Origin of the sequence: Clostridium chrysemydis (assembly GCF_015234215.1) — a bacterium.
Lineage (GTDB): Bacteria > Bacillota > Clostridia > Clostridiales > Clostridiaceae > Clostridium > Clostridium chrysemydis.
Genome location: NZ_JADEKP010000001.1, coordinates 1,031,463 through 1,053,931 on the forward strand (window position 1 = coordinate 1,031,463; position 22,469 = coordinate 1,053,931).

The window sequence follows — 22,469 nt, forward strand, 5'->3', positions numbered from 1 at the left end:
ATTTTTAACTAAAGATATAATCATATTGAATATTGTACTGGAGGAAATTATGAAAGAAAGATTACAAAAATATATGGCTAGTTGCGGAGTTGCATCTAGAAGAAAATGTGAAGAAATTATTTTATCCGGAAGAGTTACTGTAAATGATAAATTAGTAACTGAACTTGGTTCTAAGATAGATACTGATATTGATAAAGTTTTTTTAGATGGAATATTAATAAATAAAGAGGAATTTAAAAGATATATAATTTTAAACAAACCAGTTGGGATTATTACATCGGTAAAAGATGAAAAAAATAGAAAAACAGTTTTAGATATAGTAGATGTTAATGAGAGAGTTTATCCTGTAGGTCGTCTAGATTATGACAGTTCTGGTTTGTTATTATTAACAAATGATGGCGAATTTTATAATAAAATCATTCATCCTAGAGTTGAAGTGAATAAGGTATATATAGCAAAAGTATCTGGAACTTTCACTAAGGAAGATATTTCAAATTTTGAAAATGGAGTAGACATAGGTGGATATATAACTGCAAAATCAAAAATAAAAGTGATTAAACAAAGTAGCAAAGAGTCTGTCGTAGAAATAATAATTCATGAAGGGAAAAATAGACAGATAAGAAGAATGTGTTCTGCTTTAAATCATGATGTTATAAGCTTAAAAAGAGTAGCTATAGGGAATATTAAACTAGGAAGTTTAAAGCCTTCAGAATATAGAGAGTTAAATAAAAGTGAAATAGATTATATCAATACACTTTAAAAGGGGCAATATATATGTATAGATACGTTGGAGATATAAGTAAAATAGCACATAATATAGTATTAAATTACCTTGATTCATTTGATGTAGCCATTGATGCAACACTTGGAAATGGTCACGATACTGATTTTTTAGTAAATCACTTTGGTGTAGTTTATAGCTTTGATATACAGAAAATTGCATGTCAAAACTATTCTAATAAAAATATTTCAAATGTTAATGTAATAAACGATAGCCATGAAAATTTTAAACTATATATTGATAAGCCTGTAGACTTAATAATGTATAATTTAGGTTTTTTACCAGGTGCAAACAAGGATATTACAACTAATCATTTAAGTACTATAAAAAGTATAAAATCAGGATTGGAAATTTTAAATAACGGTGGTTTTATTGCTATATGTGTTTATCCTGGACATAATGAAGGTAAAATAGAATCATCTTGCATTTCAGACTTAATTGAAACACTTCCCAAAAATGAATTTGGAGTTATGGTTCATAAATTTGCAAACAGGAGTAGTTCAGCTCCATACTTAGTTATAATAGAAAAAAATCACGCTAATATGAAAGAATAAACAAATTATAAAAGAATCTATAATGAATTATATTGTTGAATTAAATTTCATATGATGATAAAATTATAGTACATAATTATTGAAAAGTGGGTAGGATGATATGGATAATGATTTTAATGATAATAGAGACTTAATGAGATTAATTCAAACAAGATTTCAAAAGCTTAGTAAAGGACAAAAATTAATTGCTGAATATATTTTAAATGATTATGATAAAGCAGCATTTATGACAGCCGCAAAACTTGGTGTAGCCGTAGGCGTTTCAGAATCCACGGTAGTAAGATTTGCTAATGAACTTGGTTTTAGTGGATACCCTAAACTACAAAAGGCTTTACAAGAGTTAATAAAAAATAAACTTACGACTGTTCAAAGACTAGAATTATCAAATGATTATGTATCTGATGCAGATGCGTTAAAAGGCGTTTTAAAATCTGATATGGAAAATATAAGATCTACGCTTGAAAAAATAAACCCTAAAATTTTTGAACAAGTAGTAAATGAAATTTTCAAAGCAAATAATATTTATATTCTCGGTTTAAGAAGCTCTACTGCAGTAGCAGAATTTTTAGGTTTTTATTTAAATATAATTTTAAAGAATGTTAGAACTGTAAGTTATGGAATTTCAGATATTTTTGAACAATTAATAAACGTTAAAGAAGGAGATTTAGTAATAGGAATTGGTTTTCCAAGATATGCATCTAAAACAATTGCTGCACTTGATTTTAGTAAAACTAGGGGTGCTAAAGTTATTGCTATAACCGATTCTTTAATTTCTCCTCTTGCAGCACAGGCAGATTTAGCACTTATAGCACAAAGTAATATGGCTTCTTTTGTTGATTCATTAGTCGCTCCACTTTCATTAGTAAATGCACTTATTATTTCTGTTGGCATGAGAGAAAAGGAGAACATAGCTAAAACATTTGATTCCCTTGAAGAAATTTGGCAAGACTATAACGTTTATCAGATAAATAATAAAACAATAGGTGATTTAAATGATTAAGCAATCTTAAATGATTGCTTTTTCTAATGTTTAATTTTAAGGAGTTGATTTTTTGAAAACAGTAGTTGTAATTGGCGCTGGACCTGCTGGTATGATGGCTGCAATAGAGAGTAGTAAAAGCAATAAAGTTATTTTACTAGAAAAAAATAATAAACTTGGTAAAAAACTGTTTATAACAGGAAAAGGTAGGTGTAATGTTACAAATAATAAAGATATTTCAGAGTTTTTTGATTATATTCCTGGTAATCCTCATTTTTTATATAGTTCACTTTACACTTTTGATAACCAAAGGACAATAGAGTTCTTTGAAAAAAATGGAGTTAAGTTAAAAGTTGAGAGGGGGGGGAGGATTTTCCCTAATTCTGATAAATCGTCAGATATTATAAAAGGATTTGAAAAAGCATTAAAAGAACAAAATATCAAAATTATCTTTAATTCAGAAGTAACAGGTATTAATGTTTCGAAAAATGTAATAGAATCAGTTTCTGTAAATAATTCATCCTCTATAAAAGGTGATCATTTTATATTTTGCACTGGAGGAGCATCATATCCATTAACCGGTTCTACGGGAGATGGCCAACGATTCGCAAAAATGTTAGGGCATAACATAATCCCACTAACACCATCTTTGGTTCCGCTAGAATTAAATGGATGTGATTTTTCTGAATTAGCAGGTCTTTCTCTTAGAAATATACAAATTGAGATTAAAAATAAAAATAAAATCTTATATTCAAGTTTTGGTGAAATTAAATTTACTCCTTTTGGTGTAACTGGTCCTTTAATATTAAGCGGAAGCAGATATGTTAATGATAAAAATCTAAATTTAAATATAGATTTGAAGCCTGCATTAGATCAATCTGAACTAGACAAAAGAATTCAAAAAGATTTCTTAAAATATAAAAACTCGGAATTTAAAAACTCATTAAATGAATTACTTCCAAAGAAGTTAATTCCACTAATTATAAATAGAAGTGGTATAGATGAGAATAAGCTAGTTAATGAGGTAACAAAATCTGAAAGAAAAAATCTACTATACAATATTAAAAATTTTGAATTTAGTATTAAAGGTTTGAGACCTCTAGCTGAAGCAATTGTAACTTCAGGTGGAGTAGATACATTAGAAATTGATCCTTCTACAATGAAAAGTAAGATAATACAAAATTTATCATTCGCAGGTGAAATAGTTGATGTAGATGCTTTTACTGGAGGATACAATGTTCAAATAGCATTATCTACAGGGTATATTGCTGGTAACAATATATAATAATACTTGTTAGAATAAATATATGAAGATATAATATTTATATAAAGTTTTACAATTTAGGAAGGTGGAATTGATTTGAAATTATCAGTCGCAATAGATGGTCCAGCAGGGGCCGGTAAAAGTACAATAGCACAATTAGTAGCAAAGGAATTTGATTTAATGTACATAAATACAGGAGCTATGTATAGAGCAGTAACATTAAAAGCTAAAGAAAATAAAATATCTCCTGAAAATGTTAGTTCATTATGTGAACTTATTGATACAATGGAGATGCATTTTGAAAATGATGACTTATATTTAAATGGAGTAAATATTCAAGATAAATTAACAATGCCAGAAATAAGCGCTTCTGTCTCAGCCTATGCCTCAATTCAGGAAGTAAGACAAAAACTGGTAACAATGCAAAGTGAAATGTCAAAAAAATTCAATGTAATAATGGATGGACGAGATATTGGAACTGTTGTATTAAAAGATTCTCCATACAAAATCTTTTTAACAGCTACACCTGAAGAAAGAGCCAAGAGAAGATTTGATGAATTAACAGATAGAGGAATAGATTGTTCTTATGAAGAAATATTAACTGACATAATAAGAAGAGACCATATTGATAGCACTAGAGCAGTAGATCCTTTAAAAAAAGCTTCGGATGCAGTAGAAATTGATACAACTGGACTAAACATTCAAGAAGTTACTCAAAACATAATAGATTTTATTAAATCTAAGAAGAACAATTAAGTGTAGGAGAATATTATGAAAAATATAATTTTAGCCGACAATGCAGGTTTTTGTTTTGGTGTAAAAAGAGCAGTAGATACATCTATAGAAGAGCAACTAAAGCAAAATAAACAGATTTATACTTTAGGACCGCTTATACATAACAATGATGTTGTAGAATTTCTTAAAGAAAATAAAATCTATCCTATAGATATTACTGAAGTAAATAAATTAAAAAATGGAGATACTATAATAATAAGATCACATGGTGTTCCAGAAAAAACAATTAAATATTTAAATGATTTAAATTTAAATATTGTAGATGCAACTTGCCCGTTTGTTACAAATATACAAAAAAAAGTACAGAAATATTCTAATTTAGGATATGAAATAATTATACTTGGAGATAAGGAACATCCAGAAGTTGTTGGTATAAATGGTTGGTGCAATGACAATGCTATTATCTATAAGGATGGAAATTTAGGTTCTGATATTCCAAAAAAGGTTTGTGCTGTATCTCAGACTACAGAAAAGAATAAAAACTGGGAAAAAATGATATCACAGCTTTCTGTAAAAACCAAGGAATTACTAGCATTTAATACTATATGTTCTGCTACTGAAGAAAGGCAAAAGAGCGTTGAAGAATTAGCTAAAAATGTTGATTTGATGATTGTTATAGGTGGAAAAAACAGTTCTAATACGACCAAATTATTTCAAATAGCTAATGAATTATGTTCGAAAACAATCCATATAGAAAATGCTTCAGAATTAAATACATCCTTTTTAGACAGTGCCAATAATATAAAAGTTGGTATTACCGCAGGAGCATCAACTCCTGATTGGGTAATTAGGGAGGTTATAGAAATATGCGAGAGTCAAATGAACAACTAGAATTTATTAATAATAGTTTTAATGATTTATCAATTGGGACAGAAATTACAGGTGAAATAGTAAAAAAAAATCCAGACAGTCTTATTATTTCAATACCTAATTATAAATATGAAGGATATTTACCTTTTAATGAAATTACATTTGAGAAAAATGATATTAGTTTTTTAGATAAATATAAATTAAATGATAAAATAACTGCAAAGGTTATTAAATTAAAAGATCAAAATAATCATGTTGTTTTATCAATCTTAGAATATGAAAAACAAAATGCTTTAAAAATAATAGATAAAATTTATAAAAGCAATGAAACTATTACACTTAATGTTGATGAGGCAAAAGAGAACGGCTTGGTTTCTTATTATAAAGGTATTAGAATCTTTATTCCATTATCACAAATTGATACTAAATTTATAAATGATACAACTATCTTTAAAAATAAGCATATTGAAGTTAAAATAATTGACTTCGATATTAGTAATCCTTCAAGAGTGGTTGCCTCTAGTCGTATACTAAAAGAACAAGAATTTTTATTAAAGCAAGAAAAGGCTTGGGATAGTATTAAAGTAAATGATATAGTTCCTGCTGAAATTAAAAGGTTCACAAAATTCGGGGCTTTTGCAAATGTAAATGGAATTGACGGATTAATACATTTATCACAGATTTCTTGGAATCATGTTAAAAAAGCAGAAGATTACCTAAAATCTGGAGATATAATAAATGTTAAAGTCATTGATATTGACAAAGCATCTAAAAAACTTTCTTTATCTTTAAAGGAATTATCATCAAAACCTTGGGAAAATATTGAAGTTAAATATCCTACAAATTCTATAGTTCTTGGAAAGGTTGTTAGAATTAACGATTTTGGTGCTTTTATTGAATTAGAGGATGGTGTAGATGGGCTAGTTCATATTTCGAAAATATCTCATAATAGAATAGAACATCCGTCTGATGTATTAACAGTTGGTCAGGAAATAAAAGCTAAAATTCTTACAGTTGATAAAAATAATAAAAGAATAAGTTTAAGTATTAAAGATGTATAAAATAACCCCTATAGGGGTTATTTGTTTAGTAAGAGGTAATTATGTATAGGCTAGTCTCATTAAATAAAGATAATTATAATTTGGTTTTGAATTTATATAAAATTAATAGTAAAAAAAACAATTTTACGAAATTTATTAACTTCAAAAATGAAAATAACTTTTTTAACAAAATAATTAATCATAGACATGTTTTCTTGATAGAAAGAAACCAAACAATTTCAGGTTACATTGTTTTTGAAAAAGAAGATGACAATTTAATCGAAATTATTGATGTTTTTTTTAGCAGATATGATGAGTCGTTTATTTTAAAAGAATTCAATATGTTTAAATCTAAAAATTTCAAATTATCATGTCTTTTAAATAATAATAATAAAGAATTTATAAATGATAATTCTTTTATTATCACAAATAGAACTTTGCTTATGAAAAAGTTATTGTTAAAGAATGAGTTGGAGAGAATAGATACACAACATGCTTTAAAAATTAGGGACTATCATAAAAAACAAGATGAATTTTTAAGATGTTTTATACAAAATGATGTATTTAAAAAAGAAGGTAGAATTCCTTTATCTGTTAATGATATACTATCTGAATATGAAGAATCATATTATTTAAATGACCTTAATTTTTTCTTGTATCTATATGATAATCCTATTGGGTATGGACAAGTTATAAATTTTTTTGGAAATTATATGATAGTAAACTTAGGAGTTTTATCAGATTTTAGAAAAAAAGGTTATGGAGAATTTCTACTTGATAATATCATAAACATATCAAAATCAAAAGGAATAACAGAAATTTATATAAAAGTTGATTATGAAAATGTAATTGCACAAAATCTATATTATAAAAAAAATTTCAAGCATATTGGCGACTTTGTCAATTGCTTTATTATAGATTAACTATTTTATTATTAACATTATTTGTGATATAATACAAAAAGTAATTTTATATATGGAGGAAAACAAATGGAATCTAATCAAAATACTGATTTAAAATATTATATAGAAACTTGGGGCTGCCAAATGAACGAAGAAGATTCAGAAAAATTATCTGGCATGCTTAAAAGAATAGGATACTATAGAACCGAATCAAAGGAAGAGGCTTCAATTATACTATTCAATACTTGTTGCGTTAGAGAAAATGCTGAAAATAAGGTTTTTGGAAATTTAGGAGCACTAAAGAAATTAAAAGAAAAAAATAAAAATCTTATAATAGGAATCTGTGGATGTATGATGCAACAGAAAGGGATGGCTGATAAAATTCTTAAGAAATTCCCTTATGTAAATATCATATTCGGAACTCATAATTCATATAAATTCCCTGAATATTTAAATAGAGTAAGATCTGAGGGCGTTCAAATAAAAGAAATATTTGATAAAGAAACTGAAATTATTGAAGGTATTCCTGTAGATAGAGAAAGCTCATTAAAAGCTTTTGTTACAATAATGTATGGTTGTAATAATTTCTGTACTTACTGTGTAGTTCCTTATGTAAGAGGCCGAGAAAGAAGTAGGAAATCTGAAGATATAATTAACGAAATAAAAGAGTTAGTATCAAAAGGATATAAAGAAATTACACTTTTAGGTCAAAATGTAAATTCGTATGGTAAGGGACTTGAAGAAAACATAAAATTCTCTGATTTATTAAGAATGATAAATGAAATTAAAGGATTAGAAAGAGTTAGATTCATGACTTCACATCCAAAGGATTTAGATTTTGATGTAGTTGAAGCAATAAAAGATTGCGACAAATTATGCGAACAAATACATTTACCAGTACAAAGTGGATCAAATAAAGTTTTAAAAGAAATGAATAGGCACTATGATAGAGAACAATATTTAGATATAATTAAAAAGATAAAATCAGAAATTCCTGATGTTGCTATATCAACAGATATCATCGTAGGATTCCCAGGCGAGACTGATGAGGACTTTAACGAAACATTAAGCTTAGTTAAAGAGGTTGGGTACGATTCTGCATTCACTTTTATTTATTCAAGAAGAAACCATACTCCAGCTGATAAAATGGAAAATCAAATACCAGACGACGTTAAACACGAAAGGTTTAACAAATTAGTTGAAGCTGTAAATGTAGGTGTAATAAACGCAAATAAGAAATATGAAAATAAAGTAGTTGAAGTATTAGTTGAAGGATTTAGCAAAAATGATTCTACTAAATTATCAGGCAGAACAAGAACTGGTAAACTAGTTAATTTTATAGGTGATGAATCTTTCGTTGGAAAATTAGTTAATGTGAAAGTTTTAAGGGCTCAACCATTTTCACTTATAGGTGAAATAATATAAAAGATGCATTTGCATCTTTTTTTTTATTTGCAAGATTTTTCAAAATCATTTATTCTATTTATTAATGGAGAGTGATTTATAAAATGTTAAAACAAAATATTATAAATGCATTTATCAATAGTTGCTATATAAAAAGTGAAGTATCAGGTAAAAGAGTGTTAAAAAATGATTTAGTAGAAGAACTTAATATAAATCAAGAAGAAACTACTGTAGAAGTACATTCTAACGTTATCTCAGAAGAACTATTTAATACATATAAAGCACAATTTGTTATTGACTACAATGCTCTAAAGGTCGTAAGTACAAAGTGCACTTGTTTAGACTTTGAAAAATCAAAAAAAAATAACTATGTATGCAAACATATTTATGCTTTGATGCTAAAATTTATAGAAAACATAGATACAATATCAACACAAGATGAAGTTTATAATCAAAATTCCTACAAAAGAAAACCTTGTATTATGGATTTTTTAATAGATGATTCTAAAAGTCTATTAAAATTAGAAGCTTTCATAAATAAAGATGAATGGTCAAATAAAATCTCAATTGAATTTAAAATTGGAAATGAAGTAGATAACGTAAATGGAATGTATTCTATGAGAGATATTAATTTATTTTTATTAAATAAATATAATAACATTCCTATGAAATTTGGAAAAGGATTAACTTTCCAAGATGAATTGTTTTATTTCAATGATAAAGATACAGAAATTTTAAATTTTATTTCAATGCTTCAAGAGTATGATTACAGTCTTGGAAATTATAAAAAGAGCCAAGAAAAATTTGTAAACGGAAAAGAACTAAGAATTCCAAAGTTTCTATTAAAACAATTTTTTAAGATTTTTGTAGGTGAACATATTTATTTAAACAAAGGGTTTTACTCAAGAGTTATTATTTCCGAAGTTATTTCAGGGGATATTCCTCTTCCTATAGATGTTATAGATAAAAATGGATTAACTATTGACTTTATTGATGGATTACCAGAAGAACTTCTAGAAGGATCGAATGTTTTTATATATAAATCCAATATTTATCTACCTAGCCAAAATCAAATAAATATGCTTAAAAAATTTATTAAATTAGCAGCAGAAACTAAAAAAATTATAATAAATAAAGGTGAAAAAGATTCTGCATATAAGCATTTAATCCCAAAGCTTATGAGTTTTAGTAAATACCTTCATTTAGATAATACAGTTAAAAAAAATATTTTATTTGGAAATCCAATTTATAAATTCTATTTTGATAGAGACGGTTCGACCACTGTCTTAAAAATTAATGTATGTTACGATAATTATGAATTTAATATTTTTGAAAACATTAAAGGTAAATACATCTATAATCATCCTGATAGTGTTAGACATATTGTAGACCAAATTGAAGGCTATGGTTTTACTAAAATAGATAATAACTTTGTTTTTACTAATTCTGAATATGAGCAATATGACTTTTTCAAAAATAAGATAAACGATTTACAAAGATTAGGTGAAATATTCTACACTGATAATTTTAAGCCATTATTAAATTTAAACGATAAAATTGAAATTAATGTTGGGCACGGAAGACAAGATTATATAGAAATGAAATATGAATTTAAAGATATAGACGAAGTTGAGTATAAAAGCATTATAGAATCTATTATAAACCATAATAAATTCTATAAGTTAAATTCAGGAGAGTTCATAGATTTAGAAGAAATTGAGATAAAGGAATTAATATGCTTTTTAAACGCAGTAACTCCATTTAAAGATGATATTAATAAAAACAAGATAGAAGTCCCTTCTAGTTATGGTTACTTTATAAAAAATAAATTAAATACTTTTACAAATACAAATTCAAAAGAGTTTCTTTCATTTTATAAAAACAAACCGAACTGTGATAATGAACTAAATTTTGAATCAATCAATGCTACCTTAAGGGAATATCAGATTTTTGGTGTTAAATGGTTAATAGAGAAATATAATTTAAAACTTGGGGGAATCTTAGCAGATGAAATGGGGCTTGGAAAGACATTACAGATTATTGCTTTATTGATTCTAAAAAGGCCAATTAAAACGTTGATTGTATCACCTACATCATTAATATATAATTGGCAAAATGAAATAATTAAATTTGCACCAAACTTAAATTACAAAGTCATAGCAGGTTCTAAATCTGAAAGGTGTGATTTAATTAAAAATATCAAAAGTAATGAGGTTATAATAACTTCATATAACTCTCTAAGGTTAGATAAAGATCTCTATGAAAATTTAGAATTTGATTTATTAGTTCTTGATGAAGCTCAATATATTAAAAATCCATCATCATTAACTGCAAGAACATGTAAATCACTTAATGCTAACTGTAAGTTTGCGTTAACTGGAACACCAATAGAAAATAACTTACTGGATTTGTGGTCAATATTTGATTTTATATTACCAGGCTACCTTTTCAGTAAAGAAGATTTTAATGTTAAATATAACAGAAACTTAAATGAGGATGAATGTATAAAAGATGAATTAAACAATTTAATTACACCTTTTATACTAAGGCGAACTAAAAACGAAGTATTAAAAGATCTTCCACCTAAAATTGAAAAAACCTTAACAGTTAAGATGACTAAAGAACAAGAAAAAATATATCTATCTTATAGTAAGTATGTTACAAGTATAATTAAAAAAGAAATGAAAGAAGATACATTTGGTAAAAATAAGATAAAAATGTTATCTTATTTAACTAAATTAAGACAGATATCAATTAGTCCTAAGCTTACAATAAATAGTTACACTTCTGATAGTGCAAAATTTAGAGCTGCTTATGACTTAATAATTAAATCAATAGAAAATAATAAAAAGATACTTGTATTTTCTCAATTTACAACAGCATTAAAAGAATTTTCAAACCTTCTTCAAAAGAAATCTATTAATTTCTTCTATTTAGATGGTAAAACTAAAGCTTCAGATAGAATTGAATTAGTGAATTCTTTTAATTCAGAATCTAAATGTAACGTTTTTCTAATATCTTTAAAGGCAGGCGGAACTGGACTAAACTTAACATCTGCGAATGTTGTTATTCACTTAGACCCTTGGTGGAATCCTTCTGTTGAGAATCAAGCGAACGATAGAGCACATAGGTTTGGCCAAAAAGAACCAGTTGAAATAATAAAAATTGTCTCTAAAGATACTATAGAAGAAAAAGTTCTTAATTTACAGAATCAAAAAAATATGCTTATTAAAAGTATTTTAGAAAATGGCAATTTATCAAATGAATATCTATCAAGTTTATCTAATGAAGATTTTCTTAAAATGTTTGAAGGCTAAGAATGCAACTTAGCCTTCTTTTATATATAAGTTTAATAATATGATTGGTTATGTTAAAATAATTCTATAATAATATATTAATGGAGGTAATACAGTATGGGTTTAACACCTATGATGTTGCAATATTTTGAAATAAAAGAAAGATATAAAGATTGTATAGTATTTTTTAGACTAGGTGATTTTTATGAGATGTTTTTTGAGGATGCAAAAACTGCTTCAAAAGAATTAGAGTTAGTATTAACAGGGAGAGATTGTGGATTAGAAGAACGTGCACCAATGTGTGGTATTCCTTTTCATGCCTCTGCTAACTATATATCTAGATTAGTACAAAAGGGGTATAAAGTTGCAATCTGTGAACAGGTTCAAGATCCAAGTGAAGCTAAAGGTATTGTTAAAAGAGATGTTATAAAGGTTATAACTCCTGGAACATACATAGATCCATCTAATGATGAATGCAGTAATACATATTTAATGTCTATAACAGAATCAGATGGGGAGTTTGGTCTTGCAATAAGTGATATAAGCACTGGAGAATTTAAGACAACTTCATTTAAGGAATCAATTAATACTTTGGAAGATGAAATAGCGAAGATATCTCCTAAAGAGATAATAGTATTTAATGAAATTTCAGATTATTTAAATAAATCACTTGAGAGTTTATCCGGAATACTAATAAGTAAAAAAGATTACGAAGCTAATGATATAAAAATTGAATCTATGTTTGAGAATTATAAGGAAACAGATATAAGTTCTTTAAGTAATTCTAAAATAGATGCAATTAAATTACTATTATCTTATATCAAGGATACACAAAAATGTAATCTTAGTAACATTAATTTTTTAGATGTATATGAAATAATTAATTTTATGACTATAGATAGTTCATCTAGACGTAATTTAGAATTAACTGAGAATATTCATGAAAAAACTAAAAAAGGTTCTTTATTATGGGTTCTAGATAATACATCTACAACAATGGGTGGAAGAGCATTACGTAAGTGGATAGAAGAACCTTTAATTAGTAAGGATGAAATAGATGATAGGTTAAATGGAGTAGATGAATTATACAAAAATATATCTTTAAACGAAGATATAAGAGTGTCATTAAAAGACATATACGATATAGAGAGAATTGTAGGTAAAATTGCAAATGGAAGTGTTAATGCAAAGGATTTAATTTCTTTAAAAAACTCTCTAACAAAGGTTCCTGCTATTAAAAATTTGATTGCATCTACAAACTCAACAATTTTAAAAAAGTATTATGATAGCTTAGATCCGCTGTTAGAATTAACATCTTTATTAGAAAAATCTATTAAAGATGATCCAAGCATAAGTTTAAAAGAGGGTAATATTATAAAAGATACCTATTCAAAAGATATAGATGAGTTAAGAATAGCAAAAACTAATGGGAAAGAATGGATTGCTTCTTTAGAGAATAGCGAAAGAGAGATTACTGGAATTAAATCATTAAAAGTTGGATATAATAAAGTTTTTGGTTATTATATAGAAATAAGAAAAGCTAATTATGATTCAATTCCTGAAGGAAGGTATATTAGAAAACAAACTTTATCAAATTCTGAGAGATATATAACTCAAGAGTTAAAGGAAATGGAAGATAAAATTCTTGGTGCTGAAGAAAAACTAATAAATTTAGAATATAAACTATTTTTAGAAATTAGAAGTATTGTAGAAAAGCATATACCAAAATTAAAAAATACAGCTAGAACATTAAGTAACATTGATGTACTATCAACTTTAGCTAAAGTTGCATTAGAAAATAATTACGTAAAGCCAACTCTTAATTCAGATGGCATTATAAATATTGTAGATGGCAGACACCCAGTAGTAGAAAAGGTAATTGGTCTTGGTGAATTTATTTCAAATGATTCATTACTTAACAGAAATAATGATAGGTTGCTTTTAATTACAGGGCCTAATATGGCAGGAAAATCTACGTATATGAGGCAAGTTGCTTTGATAACACTAATGGCTCAAATAGGTTCATTTGTTCCCGCAAAAGCTGCTAATATTTCAATATGTGATAAAATCTTTACACGTATAGGAGCTTCTGATGATTTAGCAGGAGGTAAATCTACTTTTATGGTAGAGATGTGGGAAGTTTCAAATATATTAAATAACGCAACTTCTAAGAGCTTAGTATTATTAGATGAGGTTGGAAGAGGTACTTCTACTTATGATGGACTTAGCATTGCATGGGCTGTCATTGAGTATATATCAAAAAACAAGGATTTACAATGTAATACCCTATTTGCAACACACTATCATGAACTTACGAAGTTAGAGGGGCAAATTGAAGGCGTAAAAAACTATTCAGTTGCTGTTAAAGAAATGAATGATAGCATAATATTCCTTAGAAAAATCATTGAAGGTGGTGCTGATCAATCTTATGGAATTGAAGTTGCAAAATTAGCAGGATTACCTGAAGGTGTTATTAATAGAGCAAAGGATATTTTAAATAACTTAGAAAATGTAGATCAAAATAACTTAAATAAAAATAAAGAATTATTTGAAAAAGAAATAATAGATTCACCTAAATCTCAAACTCCTGATATACAGATGGATTTTGAAAGTTTAGAAAAAGAAAATTTATTAAATGAAATATTAAATATAAATATTTTAGAATTAACTCCTATGTCCGCAATGAATGAATTATATTCTTTAATAAATAAAGTAAAAGCATTAAAATAAGGTGATAACATGAGTAGAATAAATGTTTTAGATGATGTAACTTCAAACAAAATAGCAGCAGGTGAAGTAGTCGAAAGACCTTCCTCTGTTGTTAAAGAATTAATTGAAAATTCAATAGATGCAAACGCTAAAAACATAAAGATAGAAATTAAAGATGGCGGATCTACATTAATAAGAATAATAGATGATGGGGATGGAATTCATAAAGACGATTTAAAAAAAGCATTTTTACCGCATGCAACAAGTAAAATAAAAAATGTAGAAGACATTTTTTCAATTTTATCCTTAGGTTTTAGAGGAGAAGCTTTAGCCTCTATAGCTTCAGTTGCAAAAGTTAATTTAAAATCCAAAACAGCTGATAGTGAATTTGGTAAAGGAATAGTTGTAGAAGGTGGAAAGATACTTTCTGAAGAGGAATGTGGATGCAATGATGGTACACAAATTGATGTGACAGACCTTTTTTATAATGTTCCAGCTAGAAAGAAATTCTTAAAATCCTTTACAAGAGAGGGATCTATAATAAATGACATTGTAAATAGAATTGCCATTTCTAATCCTAAAATTAGCTTTTTATTAATTAATAATGATAAAAAAGTCTTACAAACGTACGGAAATGGAAATCAAAAAGATGTAATTAGAGCTATATACGGAAAAACAATCTCGGATGAAACTATTCCATTTAAATCAGATAATGATTTTATATCTATTTCTGGTTTTATTGGAAAAGAATTAATAGCAAGAGGATCTAGAAATAATCAAAGTATTTTTGTAAATAATAGATACATTAAAAATAAAACTATAGTTGCAGCTGTGGAAAATGCATTTAAATCTTTTAGCACAGTAAATAAATTTCCTTTCTTTGTTTTAAATATAAATATTTATCCTGAATTTATTGATGTGAATATTCATCCAACTAAATCTGAGATTAAATTTAAAGATGAAAGGGTTCTTTTTAAAACTGTGTTTGATGCTATTCATACCGCATTAAAAAATGATGTTTTCAACGATTTCAATTTACCTGAAGAAATTAAACAAAATACTCAAACTATTAGTGAAAAGCCAATAGAACTTGAACTTAGTTTTTTAGAAGAGGAGTCAAAAATAAAACAAAATTCAAATATAGGTAGTAATGAGTTTATGTTTGATAAAATCGATAAAGAAAGAGAACAATTACTTAAGTTAAAAAATGCATTTTCAAATGAATCTGTAATGAATAATACAATAGACTTAAATCAAAATGAAGAAAGTTATTCTGAATCATTGGTAAAAGAATATAATTCTAATACTTACAATGATAAAGATTGTGTTGCAAAAGAAGACTTAGTACCTAAATTTCCTGCACTTAATGTTATTGGTCAATTCAACAAAACATATATACTTTGTGAAAATGATAGTATTCTTTATATTATTGACCAACATGCAGCACACGAAAAAATACTATTTGAGAATTATATGCAAAGTATTAAAAATAAAAACATTGTAGTTCAGCCTTTGTTAATTCCAACTTTGATTGATTTGTCGCAAGATGATTTTGCTTATTTTGAGGAGAATAAGTCTGTATTTCTGGATTCAGGTTTTGTAATTGAAAATTTTGGTGATTTTACTATTTCGATAAAAGAAGTACCATATTTTCTAGGAAAGTTAGATGCAAAGAAAATATTTATAGATATACTAGACAATATTAAAAACTTAGGTACTGGAAAAGAGATTGAAGTTAAGTATAATAAAATAGCTACTATGGCTTGTAAATCAGCAGTAAAAGGAAATGATTACTTAGATTATAGAGAAATGGTTAATTTAGTAGATAAACTAAGATTTATAGAGGATCCATTCCATTGTCCTCATGGTCGCCCTACTATTATTAAGTTCAGTAGTACTGATTTAGATAAAAAATTTAGAAGGATTGTGTAAAATGATTAAAAAAAATAAAGACATCTTAGTTTTAGCCGGCCCTACAGCGATAGGTAAGACTGAACTTTCAATTAGATTAGCAAAAAAATTAAATGGAGAAATAATATCTGCAGATTCTATGCAAATTTATAAAAGTCTTGATATAGGCTCTGCAAAAGTAACTAGAGAAGAGATGCAAGATATCCCACACCATATGATTGATATCATTGACCCAGATATACCTTTTACTGTTGCTGAATATAAAAATATTGCAGCCCCAATAATAGAGGATATTATATCTAGAGGAAAGCTACCTATAATAGCTGGTGGTACTGGATTATATATAAACTCTCTTACATGTAACATGGACTTTACAGAGGCCAAAACAGATATAAACTACAGAAATGAATTAAATAGTTTAGCATCTTTAAAGGGAAATGAATATGTGCACTCACTTTTAGCTACAATAGACCCTATTAGTTATAAAAATATCCATTATAATAATTTGAAAAGGGTTATAAGGGCTCTAGAAGTATATAAACTTACTGGTAAACCATATAGTTCATATAACGCTGGTGAAAAAATTTATAATAGTGACTATAACGTACATTACTTTGTTTTAGATATGAATAGGGATGCATTATATAATAGAATAAATCATCGTGTAGATACGATGATGTCAAATGGATTACTTGATGAGTGTATCCTACTAAAGTCAAATGGATTAAATTTAAACAATCAATCTATTCAAGGAATAGGTTATAAAGAAATATTTACTTACCTAGATAAAAAAATATCTCTAGATGATGCAGTTGAACTTATTAAAAAAGGAAGTAGAAATTATGCTAAAAGACAACTAACATGGTTTAGAAGGGATCCAAGGGCAATATTTTTAAATAAAGATATGCTAAGTTTAGATCAAATAGAAAATAAAATTATTAATGACATTAAATGCATTTAGCGTTATAATTATAAATAAACAGGAATTTGTGGAGGTGCTAGTAAATGAACAATCAACATAATAATTTACAAGACATATTCTTAAATGGGGCTAGAAAAAATAAAATACCAGTTGAAGTGTATTTAACAAATGGTTATAAATTAAAAGGGTTTGTAAAGGGATTTGATAACTTTACTGTTGTGTTAGATTGTGATGGCAATCAAATGTTAGTATATAAACATGCGGTAACAACAATAACACCTGCAAAACCAATCTTATTCGTTGATAATAATTTAAATAATGAATAAATTATGTAGGCACTTATATGGGTGCCTATTTATTTTTAATAATATCTAGGAGGAATATATGCTAAAAAATACAGAAGAATTAATAATATCTAAATATGGAATTACTAAAGATGCATTTAATATGTTTAGAAGAGCTTTAGAAGAGGTTAGTTATGACTTAAGTAGATATGATGAAATAAAAGAGTATAATCAACTTAAAGTTCTAGCTGCATTTCAAGAAGAAAGGATAAGTGATTCTCACTTTACTAACTCAACTGGATATGCATACGATGATATGGGGAGAGAAGGATTAGATAGAGTCTATGCTCGTGTATTCAATACTGAAGCCGCAATTGTTAGACCTCACTTTGTTAACGGAACTCATGCTATAGGAACGGCTCTGTTTGGTAATTTAAGGCCTGAAGATACGCTTTTAGCTATTTCAGGTAGACCATATGATACTTTACATGGAGTAATAGGACTAAATGGATCAAAAGGGACTGGTTCTTTAAAAGATTATGGTATTAAATATGATGAGGTGGATTTAATTGATGATGAACACCTTGATTTTGAAAATATAGAAAAGAAAATTAAAAGTAATGATTCAATCAAGATGGTTCATATACAAAGAAGTACAGGTTATAGTACTAGAAAAGCCTTACAATTAACCGAAATAAAAAAAGCAATTGACCTTGTAAAATCTTTAAATAGTTCAATTATAGTGTTTGTTGATAACTGCTATGGTGAATTTGTAGATATATATGAACCCACTGATTTCGGAGCAGATCTTATGGCTGGTTCTTTAATAAAAAATATAGGCGGTGGCATTTCGCCAACTGGTGGTTATATAGTAGGTAAAAAAGAATATGTAGAAAACGCTGCATACAGATTAACTGTTCCTGGTATAGGTGGTGAATGTGGTGCAATGCTTGATACTATGCGTACCTTATTTCAAGGATTCTTTTTAGCTCCTAATGTTACTATCGAAGCCTTAAAAGGAGCACATTTACTGTCAAAGGTAATGGAGCTTTCAGGTTTTTCTTGTAAACCTAGTTCAAGAGAAAAAAGAAGTGATATAGTTCAAACAATCACTTTTGGTGATAAGGATATACTTATCGAATTTATAAGAGGGATCCAAGAGGCCGCTCCAATTGATTCATATGTAACATGTATACCTACTCCAATGCCAGGATATGAAGATGAAGTAATTATGGCAGCTGGAGCTTTTATTCAAGGTTCATCGATTGAATTGTCTGCTGATGCGCCTATTAGAGAACCTTATATTGCATATATTCAAGGTGGATTAACATTCGATCATGCAAAAATAGGGGCATTAATTGCTTTAAATAAAGTCATTAATGCAAAAAAATAGAGTTCTTTTGAACTCTATTTTAATATGATCTATAAATTCCAACTAACTTACCAACAACTGAACAATCAGTTATTATAATTGGTTCCATTGTATCATTTTCTGGCTGTAATCTAATATGATCCTTTTCTTTAAAAAATCTTTTAATTGTAGCTTCTTCATCAATTAAAGCAACAACTATATCTCCATTTTGGGCTGAATTAACCCTTTCAATAATTGCTAAGTCCCCGTCATGAACTCCAGCATTTATCATACTATTGCCCCAAACTTTAAGCATAAATAACTCATTGTCATGTTTAATATAGTCTAAAGGAATACTAAATGTATCTTCTATATTTTCAGTTGCTAATACAGGCATACCCGCTGTTATACGACCTATTATCGGTATGTTTATCATTTCTTTTTTTCCTTGCGATAATTCAACTATTTCTAGTGCTCTAGGCTTTGTAGGATCTCTTTTAATCAATCCTTTTTTCTCTAGTCTTTTTAAATGCCCGTGTACCGTAGAAGTTGACTTTAAAGATACAGCTTCACATATTTCTCTAACTGATGGTGGATAGCCCTTATTTTCAGTATAAACTTTAAGAAATTCGTATATTTGGCTTTGCTTATCATTTCCATCTAGCATATATTGCACCTCACATTCTAATAATAGTATTATAGCATACGTATTTTTATATATCAAACTAATGTTCTTAGTACATATGTTCTTATAGTTTGATATATGTATTTTTTTTTGGTATAATTAGTTTTATTATTCAAGAGGTGATAAAATGAATAGAAAATTTAACGAAGATGATTATTGCGATATTTATGAAAATAAAATTTGTGATAATTGCGGAAAATGTTTAGAAGATTTAGGCATAGATGTACGTGCTATAAAAATCGAAGATATTGCAAAAGACATTGAGGAAAATAAAATTCTTGAAGAAGAGTGGAAAGATATGATTTTCAAAGCTCAGAATATCGATCCATCTTTAGATGAGGAAGATATAAAAAAAGCTTTAAAAGAAGCTTATTCGTCATTAAATGTTTCAAATCAAGCTCTAAATGACGATAAAAGTGATAAATATGTAGATGCTTTTGATAAAATAGAGTACTTAGATGACTACAATATAAATGAGGAAAATGGAGATTTAGAAGAATTAACAGAAGAAATTTTTCCAGGAGTACGCCGCATCATTAAAAAGAACAGAGAATAATTATTCTCTGTTCTTTTTGAATATTAATCTGTAAATAAGTAATACTATTATTGAATGAAAAAGGAGAGTGATAGTATGAAAAACAAATTAATAATAACTCTAATAGCTACTGCAACTATTCTTGGATTTGCAGGATGCGGAGCAAAAGAGGTGGTTGATGATACAAAAAACAAGGTTGAGAATGCAAGCGAAAGAGCTACAGATGATATAAAAAATACAACAGAAAACATTAAAAATGATTTTAGTGATGAAATGCTAAATTTAAAACTAGATGACTTCATAAAAAAAGTAGAGGATAAGGGGTATAATGTAGAAAATTTAAAAGAATCTACTGATAAAAACTATAATTTCAATGGAAAATTAGATAAACTTAAAATAAACAATGACGAAATAGTAATTTTCGAATATCCTGATAAAGAATCTTTAGATAAAGAAGTAGATAAAATATCAAACAATAGTTATTTAGCGGACGGAGCAAAAATGGATACAAATAATCCTCCTCAAATTTATAGAAGTGGGAAGTTATTATTTGTATATAATGGAAAAAATCAAGATACAACTAATCTTTTAACTGATATACTTGGAACAAAAATAAAATAAAAGAATTAACTTCTTTTATTTTATTTTTGCTAAAGGATTCGATTTAACTGCAGCTCTTAAAGTTTCATCATCTACATGAGTATAAATTTGTGTTGTTGATATATTTTCATGACCTAAAATACTTTGTAATGATCTTATATCAACTTCACCATATTTATACATTAACGTTGCAGCTGTATGTCTTAGTTTATGAGGAGTATATTTTTCATCTTTAAGCCCTGCATTTTTAGTAGCTTTTTTTACCATTATTTCTACGGTTCTTTTGTTAATAGGTGTACCCCTGTTAGAAATAAATAAATAATTCTTATTTTCTAAAGTACACTTAGAAGAGTCTCTGACCTTTAGATATTCTTCTAGAGCTTTTAAACATGCCTCATTTAAATAAACAGTCCTTTCTTTATTACCTTTTCCTATTATAGTTAATATATCTCCCGAAATCTTATCTAACCTAATTCCACAAAGCTCAGATAATCTCATACCACAATTTAGAAAGAAAGTAATAATACAATAATCTCTCTTATAATTTTTATTGCTTTTATCTAACGAATTCAAAAGTTGAATACTTTCATTCAAGTCTAAGTAAATAGGGTGACGCTTATTTATTTTAGGTGATTCCAATTCTAAAGTTGGATTCTCATCAATAACTTTTGCTTTGTTTTGAAGAAATTTAAAAAAAGATTTTAATGTAGCGACTTTTCTAGCTCTCGCATATGAACTATTTTTCCTGAATTTTTCTAGAAAACTCATAAAAGCGTATAATTCAGATAACTTAATCTCTTTTATAAAATCATCATTTATATCAGATATCTCAATTTGAGAAAAATCAATAGAGTTATCTTTAACAGAGTTTCTATATAATTTTAAAAACCTAAAAAACATAACCAGATCTACTTTATAAGCTGCTATAGTATTTGGGGATTTTCCTTTAATAGTTTCAAGATAATTTAAAAAATCTATAACTAGCTTAGGTAAATCATCATTTTTCCTTAATTCCGAAAAATCATAAATCATAATCTAAAAACCTCCTTCACAATACCTTTTATTTCGCTAAATGGTTATTTAGCGAAATAATAATAACTTAATTATATCATATATTTAACCATCTTTCTATTGTTATATATCTTTTGTATTATTTTTCATTATTTGGATTTCAATTATATCAATCTTTAGAATTTATAATAACTTTCAATTATACTTTTCTATGTAATAATAATTTTGAAATTTTTTATTTTATCCAAACACGAGAATGTAAGTTCTCGCAACTTATCTTTAAAATAGGATGTAATTTAAGATAATTTGAAGATTGAATGTGATTTTTCTGCAAAATTCTAAGTTTGTCTGATTTGATTGTTTATAATTTGGTTTATTAAGTGCTATTTCCAAAGTCTAAGAACATATGTTCGGAATAGATAAAAATATCACTTAATAAAAAAAGAAACACTAATGTGTTTCTTTAATCCAATTTATTATATCATTTTTTATATATTCAGATTTAGAAAATCCATTCTTAAATATCCTTATTTGTTTATACAAGTCCCCATTCATATTAAAATCAAGAATATCTATTCTATCTCCATCATACTCCTTAATTTCTCTAGTTCCTTTTAAAGAAACTCTTATTTTCAT

The 22,469-nt window shown here is 27.1% G+C and carries 18 protein-coding genes and 1 pseudogene; 16 read left to right on the plus strand and 3 right to left on the minus strand.

Annotation, left to right across the window (positions count from 1 at the left end):
- The first annotated feature begins 49 nt into the window (after window positions 1-49).
- From INR60_RS05245 to INR60_RS05310, 14 genes and pseudogenes are all read left to right on the plus strand, one after another.
- Window positions 50-760 carry a pseudouridine synthase gene (locus INR60_RS05245; RefSeq protein WP_194190426.1) on the plus strand — a complete coding sequence of 237 codons (711 nt, stop codon included), beginning with the start codon at window positions 50-52 and terminating at the stop codon, window positions 758-760.
- 14 nt (window positions 761-774) lie between these two features.
- A complete protein-coding gene (gene mnmM, locus INR60_RS05250) occupies window positions 775-1,335 on the plus strand; it encodes a tRNA 5-(aminomethyl)-2-thiouridylate-methyltransferase MnmM (RefSeq protein WP_194190427.1) in 561 nt (186 codons plus the stop codon).
- Window positions 1,336-1,435: 100 nt separating this feature from the next.
- Window positions 1,436-2,335: a MurR/RpiR family transcriptional regulator gene (locus INR60_RS05255; RefSeq protein ID WP_194190428.1), complete on the plus strand. Its 900-nt coding sequence runs from the start codon at window positions 1,436-1,438 to the stop codon at window positions 2,333-2,335.
- 52 nt (window positions 2,336-2,387) lie between these two features.
- The gene (locus INR60_RS05260) at window positions 2,388-3,599 is read left to right on the plus strand and encodes a BaiN/RdsA family NAD(P)/FAD-dependent oxidoreductase (protein ID WP_194190429.1); all 1,212 of its coding nucleotides are present in this window, start codon (window positions 2,388-2,390) and stop codon (window positions 3,597-3,599) included.
- Between the two features lie 75 nt (window positions 3,600-3,674).
- Entirely contained in the window at window positions 3,675-4,334 is a 660-nt protein-coding gene (gene cmk / locus INR60_RS05265; protein WP_194190430.1) for a (d)CMP kinase, read from the plus strand.
- 15 nt (window positions 4,335-4,349) lie between these two features.
- A pseudogene (locus tag INR60_RS05270) lies at window positions 4,350-6,244 on the plus strand (bifunctional 4-hydroxy-3-methylbut-2-enyl diphosphate reductase/30S ribosomal protein S1).
- A 194-nt stretch (window positions 6,245-6,438) separates the two neighbouring features.
- The gene (locus INR60_RS05275) at window positions 6,439-7,146 is read left to right on the plus strand and encodes a GNAT family N-acetyltransferase (protein WP_194190431.1); all 708 of its coding nucleotides are present in this window, start codon (window positions 6,439-6,441) and stop codon (window positions 7,144-7,146) included.
- 66 nt (window positions 7,147-7,212) lie between these two features.
- Window positions 7,213-8,550 (plus strand): tRNA (N6-isopentenyl adenosine(37)-C2)-methylthiotransferase MiaB, encoded by a 1,338-nt coding sequence (gene miaB / locus INR60_RS05280; RefSeq protein WP_194190432.1) that lies wholly within the window; start codon window positions 7,213-7,215, stop codon window positions 8,548-8,550.
- A gap of 83 nt (window positions 8,551-8,633) precedes the next feature.
- The gene (locus INR60_RS05285; protein ID WP_194190433.1) at window positions 8,634-11,846 is read left to right on the plus strand and encodes a DEAD/DEAH box helicase; all 3,213 of its coding nucleotides are present in this window, start codon (window positions 8,634-8,636) and stop codon (window positions 11,844-11,846) included.
- Between the two features lie 96 nt (window positions 11,847-11,942).
- The gene (mutS, locus tag INR60_RS05290) at window positions 11,943-14,555 is read left to right on the plus strand and encodes a DNA mismatch repair protein MutS (protein ID WP_194190434.1); all 2,613 of its coding nucleotides are present in this window, start codon (window positions 11,943-11,945) and stop codon (window positions 14,553-14,555) included.
- Between the two features lie 9 nt (window positions 14,556-14,564).
- Entirely contained in the window at window positions 14,565-16,466 is a 1,902-nt protein-coding gene (gene mutL / locus INR60_RS05295) for a DNA mismatch repair endonuclease MutL (RefSeq protein WP_194190435.1), read from the plus strand.
- A 1-nt stretch (window position 16,467) separates the two neighbouring features.
- Window positions 16,468-17,406: a tRNA (adenosine(37)-N6)-dimethylallyltransferase MiaA gene (gene miaA, locus INR60_RS05300; RefSeq protein ID WP_194190436.1), complete on the plus strand. Its 939-nt coding sequence runs from the start codon at window positions 16,468-16,470 to the stop codon at window positions 17,404-17,406.
- Between the two features lie 44 nt (window positions 17,407-17,450).
- Complete coding sequence (hfq, locus tag INR60_RS05305; protein ID WP_194190437.1) at window positions 17,451-17,693, plus strand: RNA chaperone Hfq; 243 nt, start codon at window positions 17,451-17,453, stop codon at window positions 17,691-17,693.
- Window positions 17,694-17,751: 58 nt separating this feature from the next.
- The gene (locus tag INR60_RS05310; protein ID WP_194190438.1) at window positions 17,752-19,044 is read left to right on the plus strand and encodes a methionine gamma-lyase family protein; all 1,293 of its coding nucleotides are present in this window, start codon (window positions 17,752-17,754) and stop codon (window positions 19,042-19,044) included.
- Window positions 19,045-19,063: 19 nt separating this feature from the next.
- On the opposite strand, the gene lexA is transcribed toward INR60_RS05310, so the two are convergent.
- Entirely contained in the window at window positions 19,064-19,669 is a 606-nt protein-coding gene (gene lexA, locus INR60_RS05315; protein WP_194190439.1) for a transcriptional repressor LexA, read from the minus strand.
- A gap of 145 nt (window positions 19,670-19,814) precedes the next feature.
- Here lexA and INR60_RS05320 point away from each other — a divergent pair, with 145 nt between their 5' ends.
- Window positions 19,815-20,243 carry a hypothetical protein gene (locus INR60_RS05320; RefSeq protein ID WP_194190440.1) on the plus strand — a complete coding sequence of 143 codons (429 nt, stop codon included), beginning with the start codon at window positions 19,815-19,817 and terminating at the stop codon, window positions 20,241-20,243.
- Window positions 20,244-20,318: 75 nt separating this feature from the next.
- The gene (locus INR60_RS05325; RefSeq protein ID WP_194190441.1) at window positions 20,319-20,843 is read left to right on the plus strand and encodes a hypothetical protein; all 525 of its coding nucleotides are present in this window, start codon (window positions 20,319-20,321) and stop codon (window positions 20,841-20,843) included.
- A 15-nt stretch (window positions 20,844-20,858) separates the two neighbouring features.
- Here INR60_RS05325 and INR60_RS05330 read toward each other — a convergent pair whose 3' ends face one another.
- Window positions 20,859-21,854 (minus strand): tyrosine recombinase XerC, encoded by a 996-nt coding sequence (locus tag INR60_RS05330; protein WP_194190442.1) that lies wholly within the window; start codon window positions 21,852-21,854, stop codon window positions 20,859-20,861.
- A 429-nt stretch (window positions 21,855-22,283) separates the two neighbouring features.
- Window positions 22,284-22,469: a hypothetical protein gene (locus tag INR60_RS05335; RefSeq protein ID WP_194190443.1), complete on the minus strand. Its 186-nt coding sequence runs from the start codon at window positions 22,467-22,469 to the stop codon at window positions 22,284-22,286.